The following is a 15,621-nucleotide window of genomic DNA, read 5'->3' as shown; positions in this document are numbered from 1 at the left end:
TTCACAGCCCTGCGTTTTCCCAGGCCATAGGGTGCTCCCGCGCGTAATCGACCGTATTCGAGCCTGCCCGAAGGACGCATCGCCATGGCTTCCACCCCTGACCTGCCCCAGACTCCGGCCGGAGACGCCGCCGCCGGGGCTGCCGCGTCGCGCCGCAAGGCCGGACGGCACCGCGGTGAGGGCCAGTGGGCCATGGGGCACTTCACGCCGCTCAACGGCAACGAGCAGACCAAGAAGGACGACGACGGTCTCAATGTGCGGACACGCATTGAGACGATCTACTCCAAGGCCGGATTCCAGTCCATCGACGGCGCCGACCTGCGCGGCCGGATGCGCTGGTACGGGCTGTACACGCAGCGCCGCCCCGGGATCGACGGCGGCAGGACCGCCATCCTGGAGCCGGAGGAGCTGGACGACGAGTTCTTCATGATGCGGGTCAGGATCGACGGCGGCCGGCTGACCGTGGCCCAGCTCCGGGTGATCGGCGAGATCTCGCAGGAGTTCGCCCGCGGCACCGCCGACCTCACCGACCGGCAGAACATCCAGTACCACTGGATCCGGATCGAGGACGTACCGGAGATCTGGCGCCGCCTGGAGGCGGTCGGCCTGTCCACCATGGAGGCGTGCGGCGACACGCCCCGCGTCATCCTCGGCTCGCCCGTCGCGGGCATCGCCGAGGACGAGATCATCGACGGCACCACCGCGATCGACGAGATCCACGACCGCTACATCGGCAGCAAGGAATTCTCCAACCTGCCGCGGAAGTTCAAGACCGCGGTCTCCGGCTCGCCGCTGCTGGACGTGGCGCACGAGATCAACGACATCGCCTTCGTCGGCGTCCGGCACCCCGAGCACGGCCCCGGCTTCGACCTGTGGGTCGGCGGCGGGCTGTCCACCAACCCCAAGCTCGGTGTGCGGCTGGGCGCCTGGGTGCCGCTGGACGAGGTGCCCGAGGTGTGGGCGGGCGTCATCGGCATCTTCCGCGACTACGGCTACCGGCGGCTGCGCGCCCGCGCCCGGCTGAAGTTCCTGGTCGCCGACTGGGGTCCGGAGAAGTTCCGCCAGGTGCTCCAGGACGACTACCTCAAGCGCGAGCTGACCGACGGTCCGGCGCCCGACCAGCCGGTGCAGCAGTGGCGCGACCACATCGGCGTGCACCGGCAGCAGGACGGCCGCTTCTACGTCGGCTTCGCCTCGCGGGTCGGCCGGATCGACGGCGCGACGCTGACGAAGATCTCCGAACTGGCCGCCGAGCACGGCTCCGACCGGCTGCGGACCACCGTCGACCAGAAGATGCTCGTCCTGGACGTCGAGGAGTCCCGGGTCGAGTCACTGGTCGCGGGTCTGGAGTCGCTGGACCTCCAGGCCACGCCGTCGCCCTTCCGGCGCGGCACGATGGCCTGCACCGGAATCGAGTTCTGCAAACTCGCCATCGTGGAGACCAAGGCGCGCGGCGCCTCGCTCATCGACGAACTGGAGCGGCGGCTGCCGGACTTCGACGAGCCGGTCACCATCAACATCAACGGCTGCCCCAACTCCTGCGCCCGTATCCAGGTCGCGGACATCGGTCTCAAGGGACAGCTCGTCACCGACGCCGACGGCGAGCAGGTCGAGGGCTTCCAGGTGCACCTGGGCGGCAGCCTCGGCCTGGAGGCGGGCTTCGGCCGCAAGGTCCGCGGTCTGAAGGTCACTTCGGCGGAGCTGCCGGACTACGTGGAGCGGGTGCTGACCCGCTTCCAGGCCGGTCGCACCGACGGCGAGCGCTTCGCGCAGTGGGCGGCGCGCGCCTCCGCTGAGGAGCTGTCATGAGCGAGCGGGCCGCGCCGTTCTACTGCCCCTACTGCGGGGACGAGGACCTGCGTCCGTCCGAGGAAGGCCACGGCGCGTGGGAATGCCACGCCTGCAATCGCGCATTCACGCTGAAGTTCCTCGGGCTGCTGTCCAGGGGAACGACCGCCAACTCCCCGCATGGAGGCGCCCCGTGACCACCGCACAGCACACCGCCGAGGACTTGCGCACCCTGGCCGAGCAGGCGGGCCGCGACCTGGAGGAGGCGTCCGCGCTCGACGTGCTGCGCTGGGCCGCCGACACCTTCGGGCCGCGGTTCTGCGTCACGTCCTCGATGGAGGACGCCGTGGTCGCGCACCTCGCCTCGCGGGCGCTGCCCGGCGTGGACGTGGTCTTCCTCGACACCGGCTACCACTTCCCCGAGACCATCGGCACGCGGGACGCGGTCGCGGCCGTGATGGACGTCAACGTCATCACGATCAGCCCGCGCCAGACCGTCGCCGAGCAGGACGCCGAGTACGGGCCGAAGCTGCACGACCGCGACCCCGACCGGTGCTGCGCGCTGCGCAAGGTCGCTCCGCTGGAGGAGGGCCTGCGCGGCTACGAGGCGTGGGCGACGGGCCTGCGCCGCGACGAGTCGCCGACCCGGGCCAACACCCCGGTGGTGTCCTGGGACGCCAAGCGACGGAAGGTCAAGATCGCGCCGATCGCCCGCTGGACGCAGGACGACGTGGAGGCGTACGTCGCCGAGCACGGGGTCCTCACCAACCCGCTGCTGACGGACGGTTACGCCTCGGTGGGCTGCGCGCCGTGCACCCGCCGGGTACTGGAGGGCGAGGACGCCCGCGCCGGCCGCTGGGCGGGCCTGGGCAAGACCGAGTGCGGGATCCACCTGTGACGGCCGGTCGGACGGGGACCGGTGCCACGAAGGGCCCCACGCGGACCGGCGCGGTGACGACCGAGGCAGTGACGACCAGTCAGGAGTTGGGGATGACCACCGGCGCCACCGTCTGGCTCACCGGTCTGCCGAGCGCGGGCAAGACCACCATCGCCCACGCACTCGCCGAGCGGCTGCGCGCGCAGGGGCGCCGGGTCGAGGTGCTCGACGGCGACGAGATCCGCGAATTCCTCTCCGCGGGCCTCGGCTTCAGCCGCGAGGACCGGCACACCAATGTGCAGCGCATCGGCTTCGTCGCCGAACTCCTCGCCTCGCACGGCGTGTTGGCGCTCGTCCCGGTCATCGCGCCGTACGCCGACAGCCGCGAGGCCGTCCGCAAGCGCCACCAGCAGCAGGGCACCGGCTATGTCGAGGTGCACGTCGCGACACCGGTCGATGTCTGCTCGGCGCGTGACGTCAAGGGCCTGTACGCCAAGCAGGCCGCGGGTGAACTGACCGGCCTGACCGGCGTGGACGACCCGTACGAGATCCCGGCCGACCCCGATCTGCGGATCGAGACCCAGGGCCGCACGGTCGAGGAGTCGGCTTCCGTACTGCACGCGCTGCTTGTCGAGAAGGGGCTCACCATATGACCGCCGCCGTCGCGCACTCCGGAAGCAAGGACAGCCCGTACGCCCTCTCGCACCTGGACGCGCTGGAGTCCGAGGCCGTGCACATCTTCCGGGAGGTGGCGGGCGAGTTCGAGCGGCCGGTGATCCTCTTCTCCGGCGGCAAGGACTCGATCGTCATGCTGCACCTGGCGCTGAAGGCGTTCGCGCCCGCGGCGGTGCCGTTCTCGCTGCTGCACGTGGACACCGGGCACAACTTCCCCGAGGTGCTGGAGTTCCGGGACCGTACGGTCGCCGAGCACGGCCTTCGGCTGCATGTCGCGATGGTGCAGGAGTACATCGACGACGGGCGGCTGCGCGAGCGCCCCGACGGCACCCGCAACCCGCTCCAGACGGTGCCGCTGACCGAGGCCATCAGGGAGCACCGCTTCGACGCGGTGTTCGGCGGCGGTCGGCGCGACGAGGAGAAGGCGCGGGCCAAGGAGCGGGTGTTCTCGCTGCGCGACGAGTTCTCGCAGTGGAATCCGCGCCGCCAGCGCCCCGAGCTGTGGCAGCTCTACAACGGCAAGCACGCGCCGGGCGAGCACGTACGGGTCTTCCCGCTGTCCAACTGGACCGAGCTGGACGTGTGGCAGTACATCGCCCGCGAGAAGATCGCGCTGCCCGAGATCTACTTCGCGCACGAGCGCGAGGTGTTCAACCGGTCGGGGATGTGGCTGACCGCGGGCGAGTGGGGCGGCCCGAAGGCCGGTGAGCCGGTGGAGACCCGCCAGGTGCGCTACCGCACGGTCGGCGACATGTCCTGCACGGGCGCCGTCGACTCCGCGGCCACCACGCTCGACGCGGTGATCACCGAGATCGCCGCCTCCCGGCTGACCGAGCGGGGCGCGACCCGCGCCGACGACAAGATGTCGGAAGCCGCGATGGAAGACCGCAAGCGCGAGGGGTACTTCTAACCATGACCGCCACCACGGGTCCCACCAACCCCCTCACCGCCGAGCAGTTGTCGGCCACCACGCTGCTGCGCTTCGCCACCGCGGGCTCCGTCGACGACGGCAAGTCCACGCTGGTGGGGCGGCTGCTGCACGACTCCAAGTCGGTGCTCACCGACCAACTGGAGGCGGTCGAGCGGGCGTCGCTCGGCCGCGGCCAGGAGGCCCCGGACCTGGCGCTGCTCACCGACGGCCTGCGGGCCGAGCGCGAGCAGGGCATCACCATCGACGTCGCCTACCGCTACTTCGCCACCGCGCGGCGGCGGTTCATCCTCGCCGACACCCCGGGCCATGTGCAGTACACCCGCAACATGGTCACCGGCGCCTCGACGGCGGAGCTGGCCGTGGTGCTGGTCGACGCCCGCAACGGCGTGATCGAGCAGACCCGGCGGCACGCGGCCGTCGCGGCCCTGCTGCGCGTCCCGCACGTGGTGCTCGCGGTCAACAAGATGGACCTGGTGGACTACGCGGAGCCCGTGTTCGCCGCCATCGCCGAGGAGTTCACCTCCTACGCGGCCTCGCTGGGCGTCCCGGAGATCACCGCGATCCCGATCTCCGCGCTGGCCGGTGACAATGTCGTCGAGCCGTCCGCGCACATGGACTGGTACGGCGGCCCGACCGTCCTGGAGCACCTGGAGACGGTCCCGGTCAGCCACGACCTGACCGGCTGCCCCGCGCGGTTCCCCGTGCAGTACGTGATCAGGCCGCAGACCGCGGAGCACCCGGACTACCGCGGTTACGCGGGCCAGATCGTCTCGGGGCTACTGCGCGTCGGCGACGCGGTGACCGTGCTGCCGTCGGGCCGTACCACCACGATCTCCGGGATCGACGCGCTCGGTGAGGCCGTCGACACCGCGTGGGCGCCGCAGTCGGTGACGGTGCTGCTCGCCGACGACCTGGACATCTCGCGCGGCGACATGATCGCGCCGACCGCGACGGCGCCCGCGATCACCCAGGACATCAGGGCCACGGTGTGCCATCTGCACGAGCGTCCGCTGCGGATCGGCGACCGCGTGCTGCTCAAGCACACCACCCGGACGGTGAAGGCGATCGTCAAGGGCCTGCCGTACCGGATCGACCTCTCGCACGGTCTCGCGCACGACAACGAGCCCGCCGAACTGGAGGTCAACGACATCGGAGCGGTGCTGCTGCGCACCGCGGAGCCGCTGCCGGTGGACGCGTACGCGGACTCCCGGCTGACCGGTTCCTTCCTGCTGATCGACCCGGCGGACGGTACGACGCTGACCGCGGGCATGGCGGGCGAGGCGTTCGCGGAGAAGACGGATCCGGCCGCGGATGGCGCGGCTGACGACGAGGGTTGGGACTTCTGACGATGACTCAGGATGCCTTCTCGGGTTTCGCGAAGGAGGGCGGCCGCGTCGGCAGCGGCTCGCTCGGCGCGGGTACGGGCGGGGTCGCACGATGTGTGGGCTGACGCGCCCGGCCGCGGACCACGGGCACGCCGTGACCGCCGCCGTACCCCAGCGCCGCGCACAGCGGCCCCCGTTGCACCGCTTTCGAAGACCTGACGAACTTCCGGCCGCGCCCTGACCACGAGCGCGACACGCCGGGCCTTACGAGAGGACACCCACGTGTCTGCCCAGTCCCGTCCCGTATCCCGCGCCCTCCGCCGCCGCAGACTCACCGCCGCGGCCGCCGCCCTGCCGATCCTGTTCGGCGCTCTCGCCGCCTGCGGCTACGGCTCCAACGACGACAAGTCGAGTGACGCGACGACCGCGCCGGCCGCCAGTGCCGGGGCCGACGCGAAGAAGCTCTCCGCCGACCAGGTCAAGATCGGCTACTTCCCGAACCTGACGCACGCCACCCCGCTGGTCGGCCTCAAGGAAGGCATCTTCCAGAAGGAACTGGGCGCCACCACGGTCAAGGAACTGACCTTCAACGCGGGCCCCGAGGAGATCGAGGCGCTCAACGCCGGTTCCATCGACATCGGCTGGATCGGCCCCTCCCCCGCGATCAACGGCTACACCAAGTCGAACGGCGCCAGCCTGAAGATCATCTCGGGTTCGGCGTCCGGCGGTGTGAAGCTCGTCGTCAACCCCGACAAGATCAAGACGCTGGACGACGTCAAGGGCAAGAAGATCGCCACCCCGCAGCTCGGCAACACCCAGGACGTGGCGCTGCTGAACTGGATCAAGACCAAGGGCTGGAAGGTCGACGCGCAGAGCGGCAAGGGCGATGTGTCGGTGGTCCGCACCGACAACAAGATCACCCCCGACGCGTACAAGCAGGGCTCCATCGACGGCGCGTGGGTGCCGGAGCCCACCGCGTCGAAGCTGGTCGCCGAGGGCGCGAAGGTGCTGCTGGACGAGAGCACGCTGTGGCCCGACAACAAGTTCGTGATCACCAATGTGATCGTGTCGCAGAAGTTCCTCAAGGCGCACCCGGACGTGGTCGAGGCGGTGCTGCGCGGTTCGGTGAACACCAACGCGTGGATCGCGGCCAACCCCGACAAGGCCAAGGCGGACGCGAACGAGCAGCTCAAGAAGCTGACGCAGAAGGCGCTCCCGGCCAACGTCCTCGACCCGGCGTGGAAGTCCATCCAGGTGCTGGACGACCCGCTGGCGAAGACCGCGGGCGAGGAGGCACAGCACGCCGTGGACGCCGGTCTGCTCAAGGCGCCGAAGCTCAACGGGCTGTACGACCTGACGCTGCTCAACAAGGTGCTCACGGCGGACGGCAAGCCGACGGTGGACGCCGCGGGGCTCGGCGCTCAGTAGCCCCGCCCGCGACACCCGCCCCCCGACGACCCGTAGCGGCGTCAACCGCACCCGCCCCGTAGGACCCCAGGAGGTGACACCCATGGCCGACACCCTCACCAGTGCCGACGCGCAGACCGCGGAGCCCGAGGCGTACGCCGCGCGGCTCGACCATGTGTCGAAGGCGTTCGGCAGGCCCGGCGCCCGGCAACTCGTGCTGGACGACATCACGCTCGACGTGCGGCCCGGTGAGTTCGTCTGCCTCCTGGGGGCCTCGGGGTGCGGCAAGTCCACCCTGCTCAATCTGGTCGCCGGACTCGACAAGCCGTCCGCGGGCGCCATCGCGGCGCCCGGCGGGCGGCCCGCCCTGATGTTCCAGGAACACGCGCTGTTCCCGTGGCTGACGGCGGGCAAGAACATCGAACTGGCCCTGCGGCTGCGGGGCGTGCCCCGTGAGGAGCGCCGCCCCGAGGCCGAGCGGCTGCTGGACCTCGTACGGCTCGGCGGCGCGTACGGCAAGCGGGTGCACGAGCTGTCCGGCGGTATGCGGCAGCGCGTGGCACTGGCCCGCGCGCTCGCCCAGGACAGCCAACTGCTGCTGATGGACGAGCCGTTCGCGGCGCTGGACGCCATCACCCGCGATGTGCTGCACGACGAGCTGACCCGGATCTGGTCCGAGACCGACCTGTCGGTGCTGTTCGTGACGCACAACGTCCGGGAGGCGGTACGGCTCGCCGAGCGGGTCGTGCTGATGTCGTCGCGGCCGGGGCGGATCGCCCGTGAGTGGACCATCGACATCCCGCAGCCGCGCCGTATCGAGGACGCGGCCGTGGCGGACCTGTCCGTCGAGATCACCGAAGAACTGCGTGGGGAGATCCGCCGCCATGGCCAGCACTGAGACGTCCGCGCAAGGCGCCGTCCCGCTCGGGAAGACGGACGGGCCGGGCGCCGCGGACCGGCACGACCTGTCAGGGCTCGAAGCGGGCCTCGACGCGCTGGAGACCGTCGAGGTCCGGCGGGCGCCCTTCTGGGAGATCCTGTTCAAGAAGGTGCTGCCGCCGGTCACCGCGATCCTGCTGGTGCTGGTGGTCTGGCAGCTCGCGGTGTGGGGCGGTTTCTCCGACCCGACGAAGCTGCCCAGCCCGCACGCCGTCGGCCAGGCGCTGTCCGAGCGGTGGAACGAGGGCGACCTGCTCTCCATCATCTGGACCAGCGTGCAGCGCGGCCTGCTCGGCTTCGTCGCCGCGCTGGCCATCGGCACCCCGCTGGGCCTGCTGGTGGCCCGTGTGCCGTTCGTACGGGCGGCGATCGGCCCGATCCTGTCCGGGCTCCAGTCGCTGCCGTCGGTGGCGTGGGTGCCCGCCGCGGTGATCTGGCTGGGCATCAACGACTCGGCGATGTACACGGTGATCCTGCTGGGCGCGGTGCCGTCGATCGCCAACGGCCTGGTGTCCGGCATCGACCAGGTGCCGCCGCTGTACCTGCGCGCGGGCCGCACCATCGGCGCGACCGGCCTGCGCGGCGCCTGGTTCATCCTGCTGCCCGCCGCGCTGCCCGGTTACGTCGCGGGCCTCAAGCAGGGCTGGGCGTTCTCCTGGCGCTCCCTGATGGCCGCCGAACTCATCGCGTCCTCACCGGACCTGGGCGTCGGCCTCGGCCGCTACCTGGAGAACATGCGCGAGGGTTCCGACATGGCCGGGGTCTTCCTCGGCATCCTGCTGATCCTGTTCGTCGGCATCGCCATCGACCAGATCATCTTCAGCCCGCTGGAGCGCTGGGTGCTGCGCAGCCGCGGCCTGACCGCCGGGGCCCAGCAGTAGTGCGCCCCGCCGCCCGGCCCCCCTTGGTCGTCATCGCGCACGGTTCCCGCGACCCGCGGCACGCCGAGACCGTGCGCGCGCTGACCCGGCGGGTCAGGGCGGCGCGGCCGGGTCTGCGGGTCGAGACCGGCTTCCTGGACTTCTGCGCCCCCTCGGTGCCCCAGGTGCTGGAACGGCTCGCGGCCGAGGGCGTACGGGAGACCGTCGCCCTTCCGCTGCTGCTGACCCGCGCCTTCCACGCCAAGGCCGACATCCCCGCCGTACTGCGGGACGCCCCCTCCCGGCTGCGGATCACGCAGGCCGACGTGCTCGGCCCGTCGCCGCTGCTGGTCGCCACCTTGGAGCGGCGGCTGACGGAGGCCGGGCTGCGGCCGGACGACCGCGCCTCGACCGGTGTCGTGCTGGCCTCCGCGGGCTCCACCGACCCGGAGGCCAGGGCGGTGATCGCCGACATCGCGCGGGAGTGGCGGCGCACCGGATGGCGCGCCGTGCGGCCCGCGTTCGCCTCCGCCGCCCTGCCGCGCACCGAGGACGCCGTACGCGCGCTGCGCGCCGAGGGCGTCCGCCGGATCGCCGTGGCCCCGTACGTCATCGCGCCGGGCTTCCTGCCCGACCGGATCGCCCGCGGCGCGCGGGAGGCGGGCGCCGACGTGCTCGCGCCGGTGCTCGGCGCCGCGCCGGAGCTGGCCGAACTGCTGCTGCGCCGGTACGACGAGGCGCTGCTGCCCGCGCGCCGACTGGTGTCGGTGTAAGGGCCAACTTCCCGGCCATGGTGGGGTTGTCCCCACCCCTGAGGGGGAGCCCGCCCTCCCGGAAGTCACCAGCAGGCCGGATGGGTCGGCGCCCCGCGTCCCCATAGCGTCATAGGCGTACGGAGCGGCCCCGGATCACCAGGTCAGGCCGCCACCCATGACGATCCTTCAAGGGGGACACCGTGAGTCGCTCAGGCGCACACGGCAGCAGGATGGGCATCGCGGCGGCTATGGGCGGTTGGAGCGCCCGGCACCGCTGGGCGGCGGTGGGCGGGTGGCTGCTCTTCGTCATGCTGGCGATGTTCGTCGGACAGTCGGCGGGCCGGGTCGACCTCGACCAGGACAAGTCGATGTCCGGCGAGATCAACCAGGCCGCCACGATAAAGGAGAACGCCGGGCTCAAGAGCGCGGCGGGCGAGATGGTGCTGATCCAGGCCAAGGGCTCGGGTCACGCGACCGACCCGGCCTTCCGCACCGCGGTCGCCGAGGTGATGACCGCGGTCAAGGGCACGGGCAAGGTCACCGCGGTCACCTCGCCCTATGACACCAAGGCCGTCTCCGCCGACCGGCGTTCGGCGCTGGTCCGCTTCGACATGCTCGGCCTGGCGGACGACGCGCCCGACAAGGTGCAGCCGGTCATGGACGCGGTGAAGAAGGTCCAGTCGCGCCACACGGACCTGCGGATCGAGGAATTCGGCGACGCGAGCGGCGGGAAGGTGCTCAACGACGCCTTCGGCAGCGACTTCAAGACCGCCGAGTTCTCCGCCGTGCCCGTGGCACTGGGCATCCTGCTGATCGCGTTCGGCGCGCTGGTCGCGGCGCTGCTGCCGGTGGCGCTGGCGATGACGGCGTTCATGGCCGCGGGCGGTGTGGTGGCGATGGTCAGCCACATCATCCCGATGAGCGACACCGCCAACTCCGTGATGCTGCTGGTCGGCCTGGCCGTCGGCGTCGACTACTGCCTGTTCTACCTGCGCCGCGAGCGTGAGGAGCGGGCCGCGGGGCACGACGGACAGACCGCGATCAAGATCGCGGCGGCCACCTCGGGACGGGCCATCCTGATCTCCGGCATCACCGTGATCGTGGCCATGGCGGGCATGCTCTTCACCGGCATCGGTGACTTCAAGGCGATGGGCCTGGCCACGATGATCGTCGTCGCCATCGCGATGTTCGGTTCGGTCACCGTGCTGCCCGCGCTGCTGTCGCTGCTCGGCCACCGGGTCGAGAAGGGCCGCATCCCGTTCCTGAACCGCGGCCGGAAGAACACCGCCCGGCGCGCCGCCAACCCCAGCAGCCGCTTCTGGAAGACCGTCCTGGGCCCGGTGCTGAGCCACCCCAAGACCGCCACGGTGATGGCGGGCGGCGCGCTGCTGGTCATCGCGCTCCCCGCGTTCGGCATGAAGACCGCGAATCTGTCGATGCCGCAGGAACTGGGCAGCAAGCTGCCGATCATCCAGACCTACGAGCACATCAACGAGGCGTTCCCCGGCGGTCCCGACCAGGCCAACGTGGTCGTCAAGGCCGACGACATCGACGCCCCGGCGGTCAAGAAGGCGATCGCCGCCTTCCGCGCCGAGGCCGTGTCCTCGGGCGCCAGCAAGGGCCCGGTCACCCTGACCGTGCACGCCGCGCAGAACGTCGCCCAGATCGACGTACCACTGGCCGGCGGCAGCGACCGCGCCAAGGCCCAGGACAACGTGCGGACGCTGCGCGACCACGTACGGCCCGACACGCTCGGCAAGGTCGACGGCCTCCAGGCGCCGGTGACCGGCGGGACGGCCGGGTCGATGGACTTCACGGCCAAGATCACCAGCAGTGTGCTGCCGGTCTTCGCCTTCGTGACCGTCTTCGCCTTCCTGCTGATGCTGCTGTCCTTCAGGTCGCTGACCATCGCGCTGACCTCGATCGTGCTGAATCTGCTCTCGGTGGGCGCGGCCTACGGCATCCTGTCCGCGGTCTTCCAGCACGGCTGGGGCGCGTCGCTGGTGGGCGCCACCGGTACGGGCGCGGTGGTGGCCTGGCTGCCGCTGTTCCTCTTCGTGATCCTGTTCGGGCTGAGCATGGACTACCACGTGTTCGTGGTCTCCCGGATCCGCGAGGCCAAGGTGCGCGGGATGAGCACCCGCGGCGCGATCGAGCACGGCATCACCACCACCGCGGGCGTCGTGACCAGCGCCGCCGTCATCATGGTCGCGGTGTTCGCGATCTTCGGGACGCTGTCCATGCAGAGCATGAAGCAGATGGGTGTCGGCCTGGCCTTCGCGGTGCTGATCGACGCGACCGTCATCCGCGGGGTGCTGCTCCCGGCCGTGATGAGCCTGCTCGGCGAGCGCAACTGGTACCTGCCGCGCTGGATGCACCGGCTGCCCGACATGACGCACGACGAGTCGACCCTGGCCCCGCCGCCGGTCGTCGCGCTGCCGGAGGAGCCGTACCGGGACCAGGTGCCCGACCGGGTCTGATCCCCGGCCAGGGCCTGATCCCGGGCCGGGGGCCGGGGGCCGGGGAGGACCCCGGGACCTGTTCCCGGCCCGGCCCGGCCCGCCTCGGCCCGGCGCGAAAATTACCTCGGAAAATTCGGATCCCGCGTTTCTCCGCAGGTCACGGAGCCCCTGTCCCGCCCGGGACGGGGGCTCCGGCGCGTTCCGGGCGGTGATCCGGGCCCCTTTTCCGGGCTCGTTGTCAGTGGGCGGGCCTAGTGTGGAAAGCGTGACCGTGAGAGAGAGCGAAAGCGCCGGGAGCGGTACCGCCCTGGCTGCCGACGAGGTGGAGCTCCGTCTTGAGGAGCACCGGGCAGAGCTGACCGGCTACTGCTACCGCATGCTCGGCTCGGTGTTCGAGGCCGAGGACGCCGTGCAGGAGACGCTGGTCCGCGCCTGGCGCGGGCAGCGCGGCTTCGAGGGGCGGGCCTCGTTCCGCTCCTGGCTGTACCGGATCGCGACCAATGTGTGCCTGGACAGTCTCAACGCGGGCAAGCGCCGGGCCCGCCCGATGGACCTGTCCCCCGCGTCGCACGCCGACGCGACGCTGCCCGCCGCCTCCCCGGAGAGCGTCTGGATCGAGCCGGTACCCGACGTCCGCGCCCTGCCGTCCTCCGGCGACCCGGCCGATGTCGTGGTCTCCCGCGAGACGATCAAGCTGGCCTTCGTCGCCGCCCTCCAGCACCTGCCCGCCCGGCAGCGGGCCGTCCTGATCCTGCGCGAGGTGCTGGCCTGGAAGGCCAGCGAGACCGCGGAACTGCTCGGTACGACGGTGGCGTCGGTCAACAGCGCGTTGCAGCGCGCCCGCGCCACGCTCAGCGAGGCCGGGGTGAGCACGGCGGGGACCGACTACGCCAAGGCCGCCGCCGCGCCGATGGACGAGGCGCAGGAGAAGCTGCTCGCGCGCTATGTGGACGCCTTCGAGCGCTACGACCTCGATTCGCTGACCGCCCTGCTGCACGAGGACGTCACGCTGTCCATGCCGCCGTACGCCCTGTGGCTCCAGGGTCACCAGGACATACGCGACTGGTTCCTCGGCACCGGTATCGAGTGCAAGGACTCCCGGCTGCTGCCGGTGTGGGCGAACGGATCGCCCGGCTTCGGGCAGTACCGGTCGAACGGCCCGGAGGGCGGCCACCACCCGTGGGCGCTCCAGGTGCTGGAGATCACCGACGGCCGGATCACCGGCATCAACGCGTTCCTCGACACCGCGCACCTATTCCCGCTTTTCGGCCTCCCACTCGAACTGCCCCGCTAGCCCGGCGAGTTCGAGCAATTCGCGGAGTTCCGCGGTGGCGCCGCGCAACCGCACGGTGTGCCCGGTCCTGTGCGCGGCCAGCCCCAGCCGGGCGAGCGCGCCGATGGTGCCGGGCGCGCCGCCGGGGAGCCCGGTCACGTCCACGACCAGGGGTTCCGTCGGGCCGGGTGCCGCCGTCACAGTCTTCTCCGCCTCTCCTGGACCTGGCCCCCGGACGGGCCTTCATGGATACCGACCGGCCGGGCGGCCAGGATTCATCGCTGCGCGCCCGACGTATTCGGGCGTATTCACGGCGCATTCTCAGCCGGTGACGCGCGTTCAGGGGGCGCGCGGATGCGACACTGGCCTAGTTCCGCGCCGTTGACCGATGCTGTCGGCATATGCGGTACGGAAAGCGGCACGTCGGTGGGGCGGCGCGTGACACGGCGGGGGCGTACGAGGAGGGCGCGGGCGGGCGCGGCGGTACGGGACAGTGGACGATTCGGGACTGCGGGCGATTCGGCGAAGGGTTCGGGTTTCGGCATGGCGGACACGAGGGTGTTCACGCGGGAGCGGGCGCGGGCGGTGCTGGATGCCGCCGGGCATCACGAGGCCGAGCTGCTCGCCTTCGGCGAGAACGCGGTCTACGCCGCCGGGCGTCTGGTGATCAAGATCGGCCGCAGCGCCGATCTGCTGGAGCGGGCCCGGCGCGAGGTGCGCACCGCCGACTGGCTGGCCAAGCACGATGTGCCCGCCGTGCGCTCGGCGGAGTCCGAGGTGCGGCTGGTGGACGGCCACCCGATCACGTACTGGCAGCGGCTGCCCGAGCCGCTGCGGCCCGCGGAGCCCGCCGATGTGGCGCCGCTGCTGCTGCTCGTGCACGCGCTGCCCGAGCCGGACTTCGGGCTGCCGCCGCGTGAGCTGCTCGGCGGGGTCGAGCGCTGGCTGCGGCTGGCCGGGGACGCGATCGATCCGGCGGACGCCGCGTATCTGCGCAATCGGCGCGACGGTTTCGCGACCGCCGCGGCCGAGCTCGTACCGCATCTGGAGCGCGGGCCGATCCACGGGGACGCGCTGCCGCGCAACGTGCACATCGGGCCCGACGGGCCGGTCCTGGTCGACCTGGAGACCTTCTCCTCCGACCTGCGCGAGCACGACCTCGTCGTCCAGGCGCTCAGCCGTGACCGCTACGGGGTGCCCGCGGCGGCGTACGACGCCTTCACCGCCGCCTATGGCTGGGACGTCACCGAGTGGCCCGGCATCACCGTCCTGCGCGGTGCCCGCGAGACCGCCAGTTGCGCCTGGGTCGCCCAGCACGCCCCCGCCAGCCCGGCCGCCCTCAACGAATTCCGCCGACGTGTCGCTTCGCTGAGAGCCGCCGACCCCACCGTCCGCTGGTACTCCTTCTGACCCCGCCCCACCGCGGCGGCCTTCAAGGAAGGCACCGCCCTCCCCCACCCCATCACCCCTTGCACGGCCCCCAGTTGAACGCGACGCACAGGTGAGCCGAAGAGGGGGCGCCTCTTCGATCCGCCGCCGCGGCGGGCCGCGGGTTGGCGGGTGACCGGCCCCGGAGGGGTCAGGCGGCGGAGACGCGCAGCGGCCAGGCGCGGTCGATGGTGGAGGCGTCGGCGGACCCCTTGCGGCGGAGCCAGGAGGCGAAGTCCTCGGCCCAGTCGGCGTACCAGCCGCGCTGCTCGTCGTAGAGGTCCCAGAGGTCGGCGTCGGCGACCTGGGGGTAGCGGGCGGCGAGGGCGCGGGCGACGCGGACGGCGGCGAGGGCGTCGGCGCCCGCTTCGTGCGCGCCGTCGAGGACGACACCGTAGACGCCGCAGGCGGCCTCCAGGGTGCGCTTGCCGCGCCGGTACTTGTCGAGGGCGCGGTCCATCACCAGCGGGTCGAGCACGGGCCCCGGGCGGGCCCCGGGAACGGCCAGCGGCGGCAGCGCGTACCGCCGCAACTCCTCGTCCAGCAGGGTGAGATCGAAGGGCGCATTGTAGACGACGACGGGCACCCCGGCCGCCCAGTACCCCCGCAGGGCGTCGGCGATCTCGGCGACGACCTCCGGCGCCGGGCGCCCCTCGGCCGCCGCGCGGGCGGTGCTTATGCCGTGGATGGCGGTGGTCTCCTCGGGAATGGCGACGCCGGGATTGGCCAGCCACGCCCGGTGCCGTACCGGCTCCCCGTCCTTCACCTCGGTGACCGCCGCGGTCACGATCCGCGCCTGGCGCGGATCCGTCCCCGTCGTCTCCAGGTCGAACCCGACCAACAGCTCCTCATGCCATGCCATGGCGAGCATCCTTCCCACCCATTTCCCCGTAACCCCCGT

Annotated in this window: 15 protein-coding genes; 13 read left to right on the top strand and 2 right to left on the bottom strand. The window is 71.6% G+C overall.

All coding sequences use genetic code 11. The annotated features are described in order from the left end of the window. The first annotated feature begins 84 nt into the window (after positions 1 to 84). The 12 genes from ACFY9V_RS31325 to ACFY9V_RS31270 all read left to right on the top strand — a co-directional run bounded on the left by ACFY9V_RS31325 (position 85) and on the right by ACFY9V_RS31270 (position 13,313). Positions 85 to 1,809, top strand: coding sequence for a nitrite/sulfite reductase (locus ACFY9V_RS31325; protein WP_391163896.1), 1,725 nt, complete (start codon positions 85 to 87; stop codon positions 1,807 to 1,809). Next, entirely contained in the window at positions 1,806 to 1,985 is a 180-nt protein-coding gene (locus ACFY9V_RS31320; RefSeq protein WP_391163895.1) for a hypothetical protein, read from the top strand. Before ACFY9V_RS31325 ends, ACFY9V_RS31320 begins: the two co-directional genes overlap by 4 nt. Beyond that, a complete protein-coding gene (locus tag ACFY9V_RS31315) occupies positions 1,982 to 2,686 on the top strand; it encodes a phosphoadenylyl-sulfate reductase (RefSeq protein WP_355338735.1) in 705 nt (234 codons plus the stop codon). The genes ACFY9V_RS31320 and ACFY9V_RS31315 overlap by 4 nt, the downstream gene beginning before the upstream one ends. Positions 2,687 to 2,778: 92 nt before the next feature. Continuing rightward, complete coding sequence (cysC, locus tag ACFY9V_RS31310) at positions 2,779 to 3,318, top strand: adenylyl-sulfate kinase (protein ID WP_391163911.1); 540 nt, start codon at positions 2,779 to 2,781, stop codon at positions 3,316 to 3,318. After that, positions 3,315 to 4,250 carry a sulfate adenylyltransferase subunit CysD gene (gene cysD / locus ACFY9V_RS31305; RefSeq protein WP_391163894.1) on the top strand — a complete coding sequence of 312 codons (936 nt, stop codon included), beginning with the start codon at positions 3,315 to 3,317 and terminating at the stop codon, positions 4,248 to 4,250. The genes cysC and cysD overlap by 4 nt, the downstream gene beginning before the upstream one ends. A 2-nt stretch (positions 4,251 to 4,252) precedes the next feature. Further along, positions 4,253 to 5,617, top strand: coding sequence for a GTP-binding protein (locus tag ACFY9V_RS31300; RefSeq protein ID WP_355338729.1), 1,365 nt, complete (start codon positions 4,253 to 4,255; stop codon positions 5,615 to 5,617). 261 nt (positions 5,618 to 5,878) lie between these two features. Next, entirely contained in the window at positions 5,879 to 7,024 is a 1,146-nt protein-coding gene (locus tag ACFY9V_RS31295; RefSeq protein ID WP_355338726.1) for an aliphatic sulfonate ABC transporter substrate-binding protein, read from the top strand. Positions 7,025 to 7,097: 73 nt separating this feature from the next. After that, positions 7,098 to 7,901, top strand: coding sequence for an ATP-binding cassette domain-containing protein (locus tag ACFY9V_RS31290; protein WP_391048725.1), 804 nt, complete (start codon positions 7,098 to 7,100; stop codon positions 7,899 to 7,901). After that, positions 7,888 to 8,823 (top strand): ABC transporter permease, encoded by a 936-nt coding sequence (locus ACFY9V_RS31285; protein ID WP_355338720.1) that lies wholly within the window; start codon positions 7,888 to 7,890, stop codon positions 8,821 to 8,823. The genes ACFY9V_RS31290 and ACFY9V_RS31285 overlap by 14 nt, the downstream gene beginning before the upstream one ends. Next, the gene (locus ACFY9V_RS31280; protein WP_391163893.1) at positions 8,823 to 9,575 is read left to right on the top strand and encodes a CbiX/SirB N-terminal domain-containing protein; all 753 of its coding nucleotides are present in this window, start codon (positions 8,823 to 8,825) and stop codon (positions 9,573 to 9,575) included. The genes ACFY9V_RS31285 and ACFY9V_RS31280 overlap by 1 nt, the downstream gene beginning before the upstream one ends. A 212-nt stretch (positions 9,576 to 9,787) precedes the next feature. Further along, complete coding sequence (locus ACFY9V_RS31275; RefSeq protein ID WP_391049024.1) at positions 9,788 to 12,037, top strand: MMPL family transporter; 2,250 nt, start codon at positions 9,788 to 9,790, stop codon at positions 12,035 to 12,037. Positions 12,038 to 12,290: 253 nt separating this feature from the next. Continuing rightward, positions 12,291 to 13,313, top strand: a complete 1,023-nt coding sequence (locus ACFY9V_RS31270; protein ID WP_355338814.1) for a sigma-70 family RNA polymerase sigma factor — start codon at positions 12,291 to 12,293, stop codon at positions 13,311 to 13,313. On the opposite strand, the gene ACFY9V_RS31265 is transcribed toward ACFY9V_RS31270, so the two are convergent. Then, positions 13,272 to 13,493 (bottom strand): STAS domain-containing protein, encoded by a 222-nt coding sequence (locus tag ACFY9V_RS31265; protein WP_188280389.1) that lies wholly within the window; start codon positions 13,491 to 13,493, stop codon positions 13,272 to 13,274. The two genes, ACFY9V_RS31270 and ACFY9V_RS31265, sit on opposite strands and share 42 nt — an antisense overlap. A gap of 342 nt (positions 13,494 to 13,835) precedes the next feature. On the opposite strand from ACFY9V_RS31265, the gene ACFY9V_RS31260 reads away from it, so the two are divergent. Further along, positions 13,836 to 14,702, top strand: coding sequence for an aminoglycoside phosphotransferase family protein (locus tag ACFY9V_RS31260; protein ID WP_355338711.1), 867 nt, complete (start codon positions 13,836 to 13,838; stop codon positions 14,700 to 14,702). Between the two features lie 169 nt (positions 14,703 to 14,871). Here the strand turns inward: ACFY9V_RS31260 and ACFY9V_RS31255 are convergent, their stop codons facing one another. Next, positions 14,872 to 15,582, bottom strand: a complete 711-nt coding sequence (locus tag ACFY9V_RS31255; protein WP_391048729.1) for an exonuclease domain-containing protein — start codon at positions 15,580 to 15,582, stop codon at positions 14,872 to 14,874. Positions 15,583 to 15,621: the final 39 nt, after the last annotated feature.

The sequence above is a fragment of the Streptomyces sp. NPDC008317 genome (assembly GCF_042955955.1).
Taxonomy (GTDB): domain Bacteria; phylum Actinomycetota; class Actinomycetes; order Streptomycetales; family Streptomycetaceae; genus Actinacidiphila.
Note: the sequence above shows the minus strand (reverse complement) of the source record. Positions and strands in the feature narration are given on the sequence as shown.

What these genes read in the sequence shown, in the direction of transcription:
- ACFY9V_RS31325 (WP_391163896.1), top strand. Translation starts at nt 85, where the DNA reads ATGGCTTCCACCCCTGACCTGCCCCAGACTCCGGCCGGAGACGCCGCC.
- ACFY9V_RS31320 (WP_391163895.1), top strand. Translation starts at nt 1,806, where the DNA reads ATGAGCGAGCGGGCCGCGCCGTTCTACTGCCCCTACTGCGGGGACGAG.
- cysC (WP_391163911.1), top strand. Translation starts at nt 2,779, where the DNA reads ATGACCACCGGCGCCACCGTCTGGCTCACCGGTCTGCCGAGCGCGGGC.
- cysD (WP_391163894.1), top strand. Translation starts at nt 3,315, where the DNA reads ATGACCGCCGCCGTCGCGCACTCCGGAAGCAAGGACAGCCCGTACGCC.
- ACFY9V_RS31300 (WP_355338729.1), top strand. Translation starts at nt 4,253, where the DNA reads ATGACCGCCACCACGGGTCCCACCAACCCCCTCACCGCCGAGCAGTTG.
- ACFY9V_RS31285 (WP_355338720.1), top strand. Translation starts at nt 7,888, where the DNA reads ATGGCCAGCACTGAGACGTCCGCGCAAGGCGCCGTCCCGCTCGGGAAG.
- ACFY9V_RS31275 (WP_391049024.1), top strand. Translation starts at nt 9,788, where the DNA reads ATGGGCATCGCGGCGGCTATGGGCGGTTGGAGCGCCCGGCACCGCTGG.
- ACFY9V_RS31260 (WP_355338711.1), top strand. Translation starts at nt 13,836, where the DNA reads ATGGCGGACACGAGGGTGTTCACGCGGGAGCGGGCGCGGGCGGTGCTG.
- ACFY9V_RS31255 (WP_391048729.1), bottom strand. Translation starts at nt 15,582, where the DNA reads ATGGCATGGCATGAGGAGCTGTTGGTCGGGTTCGACCTGGAGACGACG.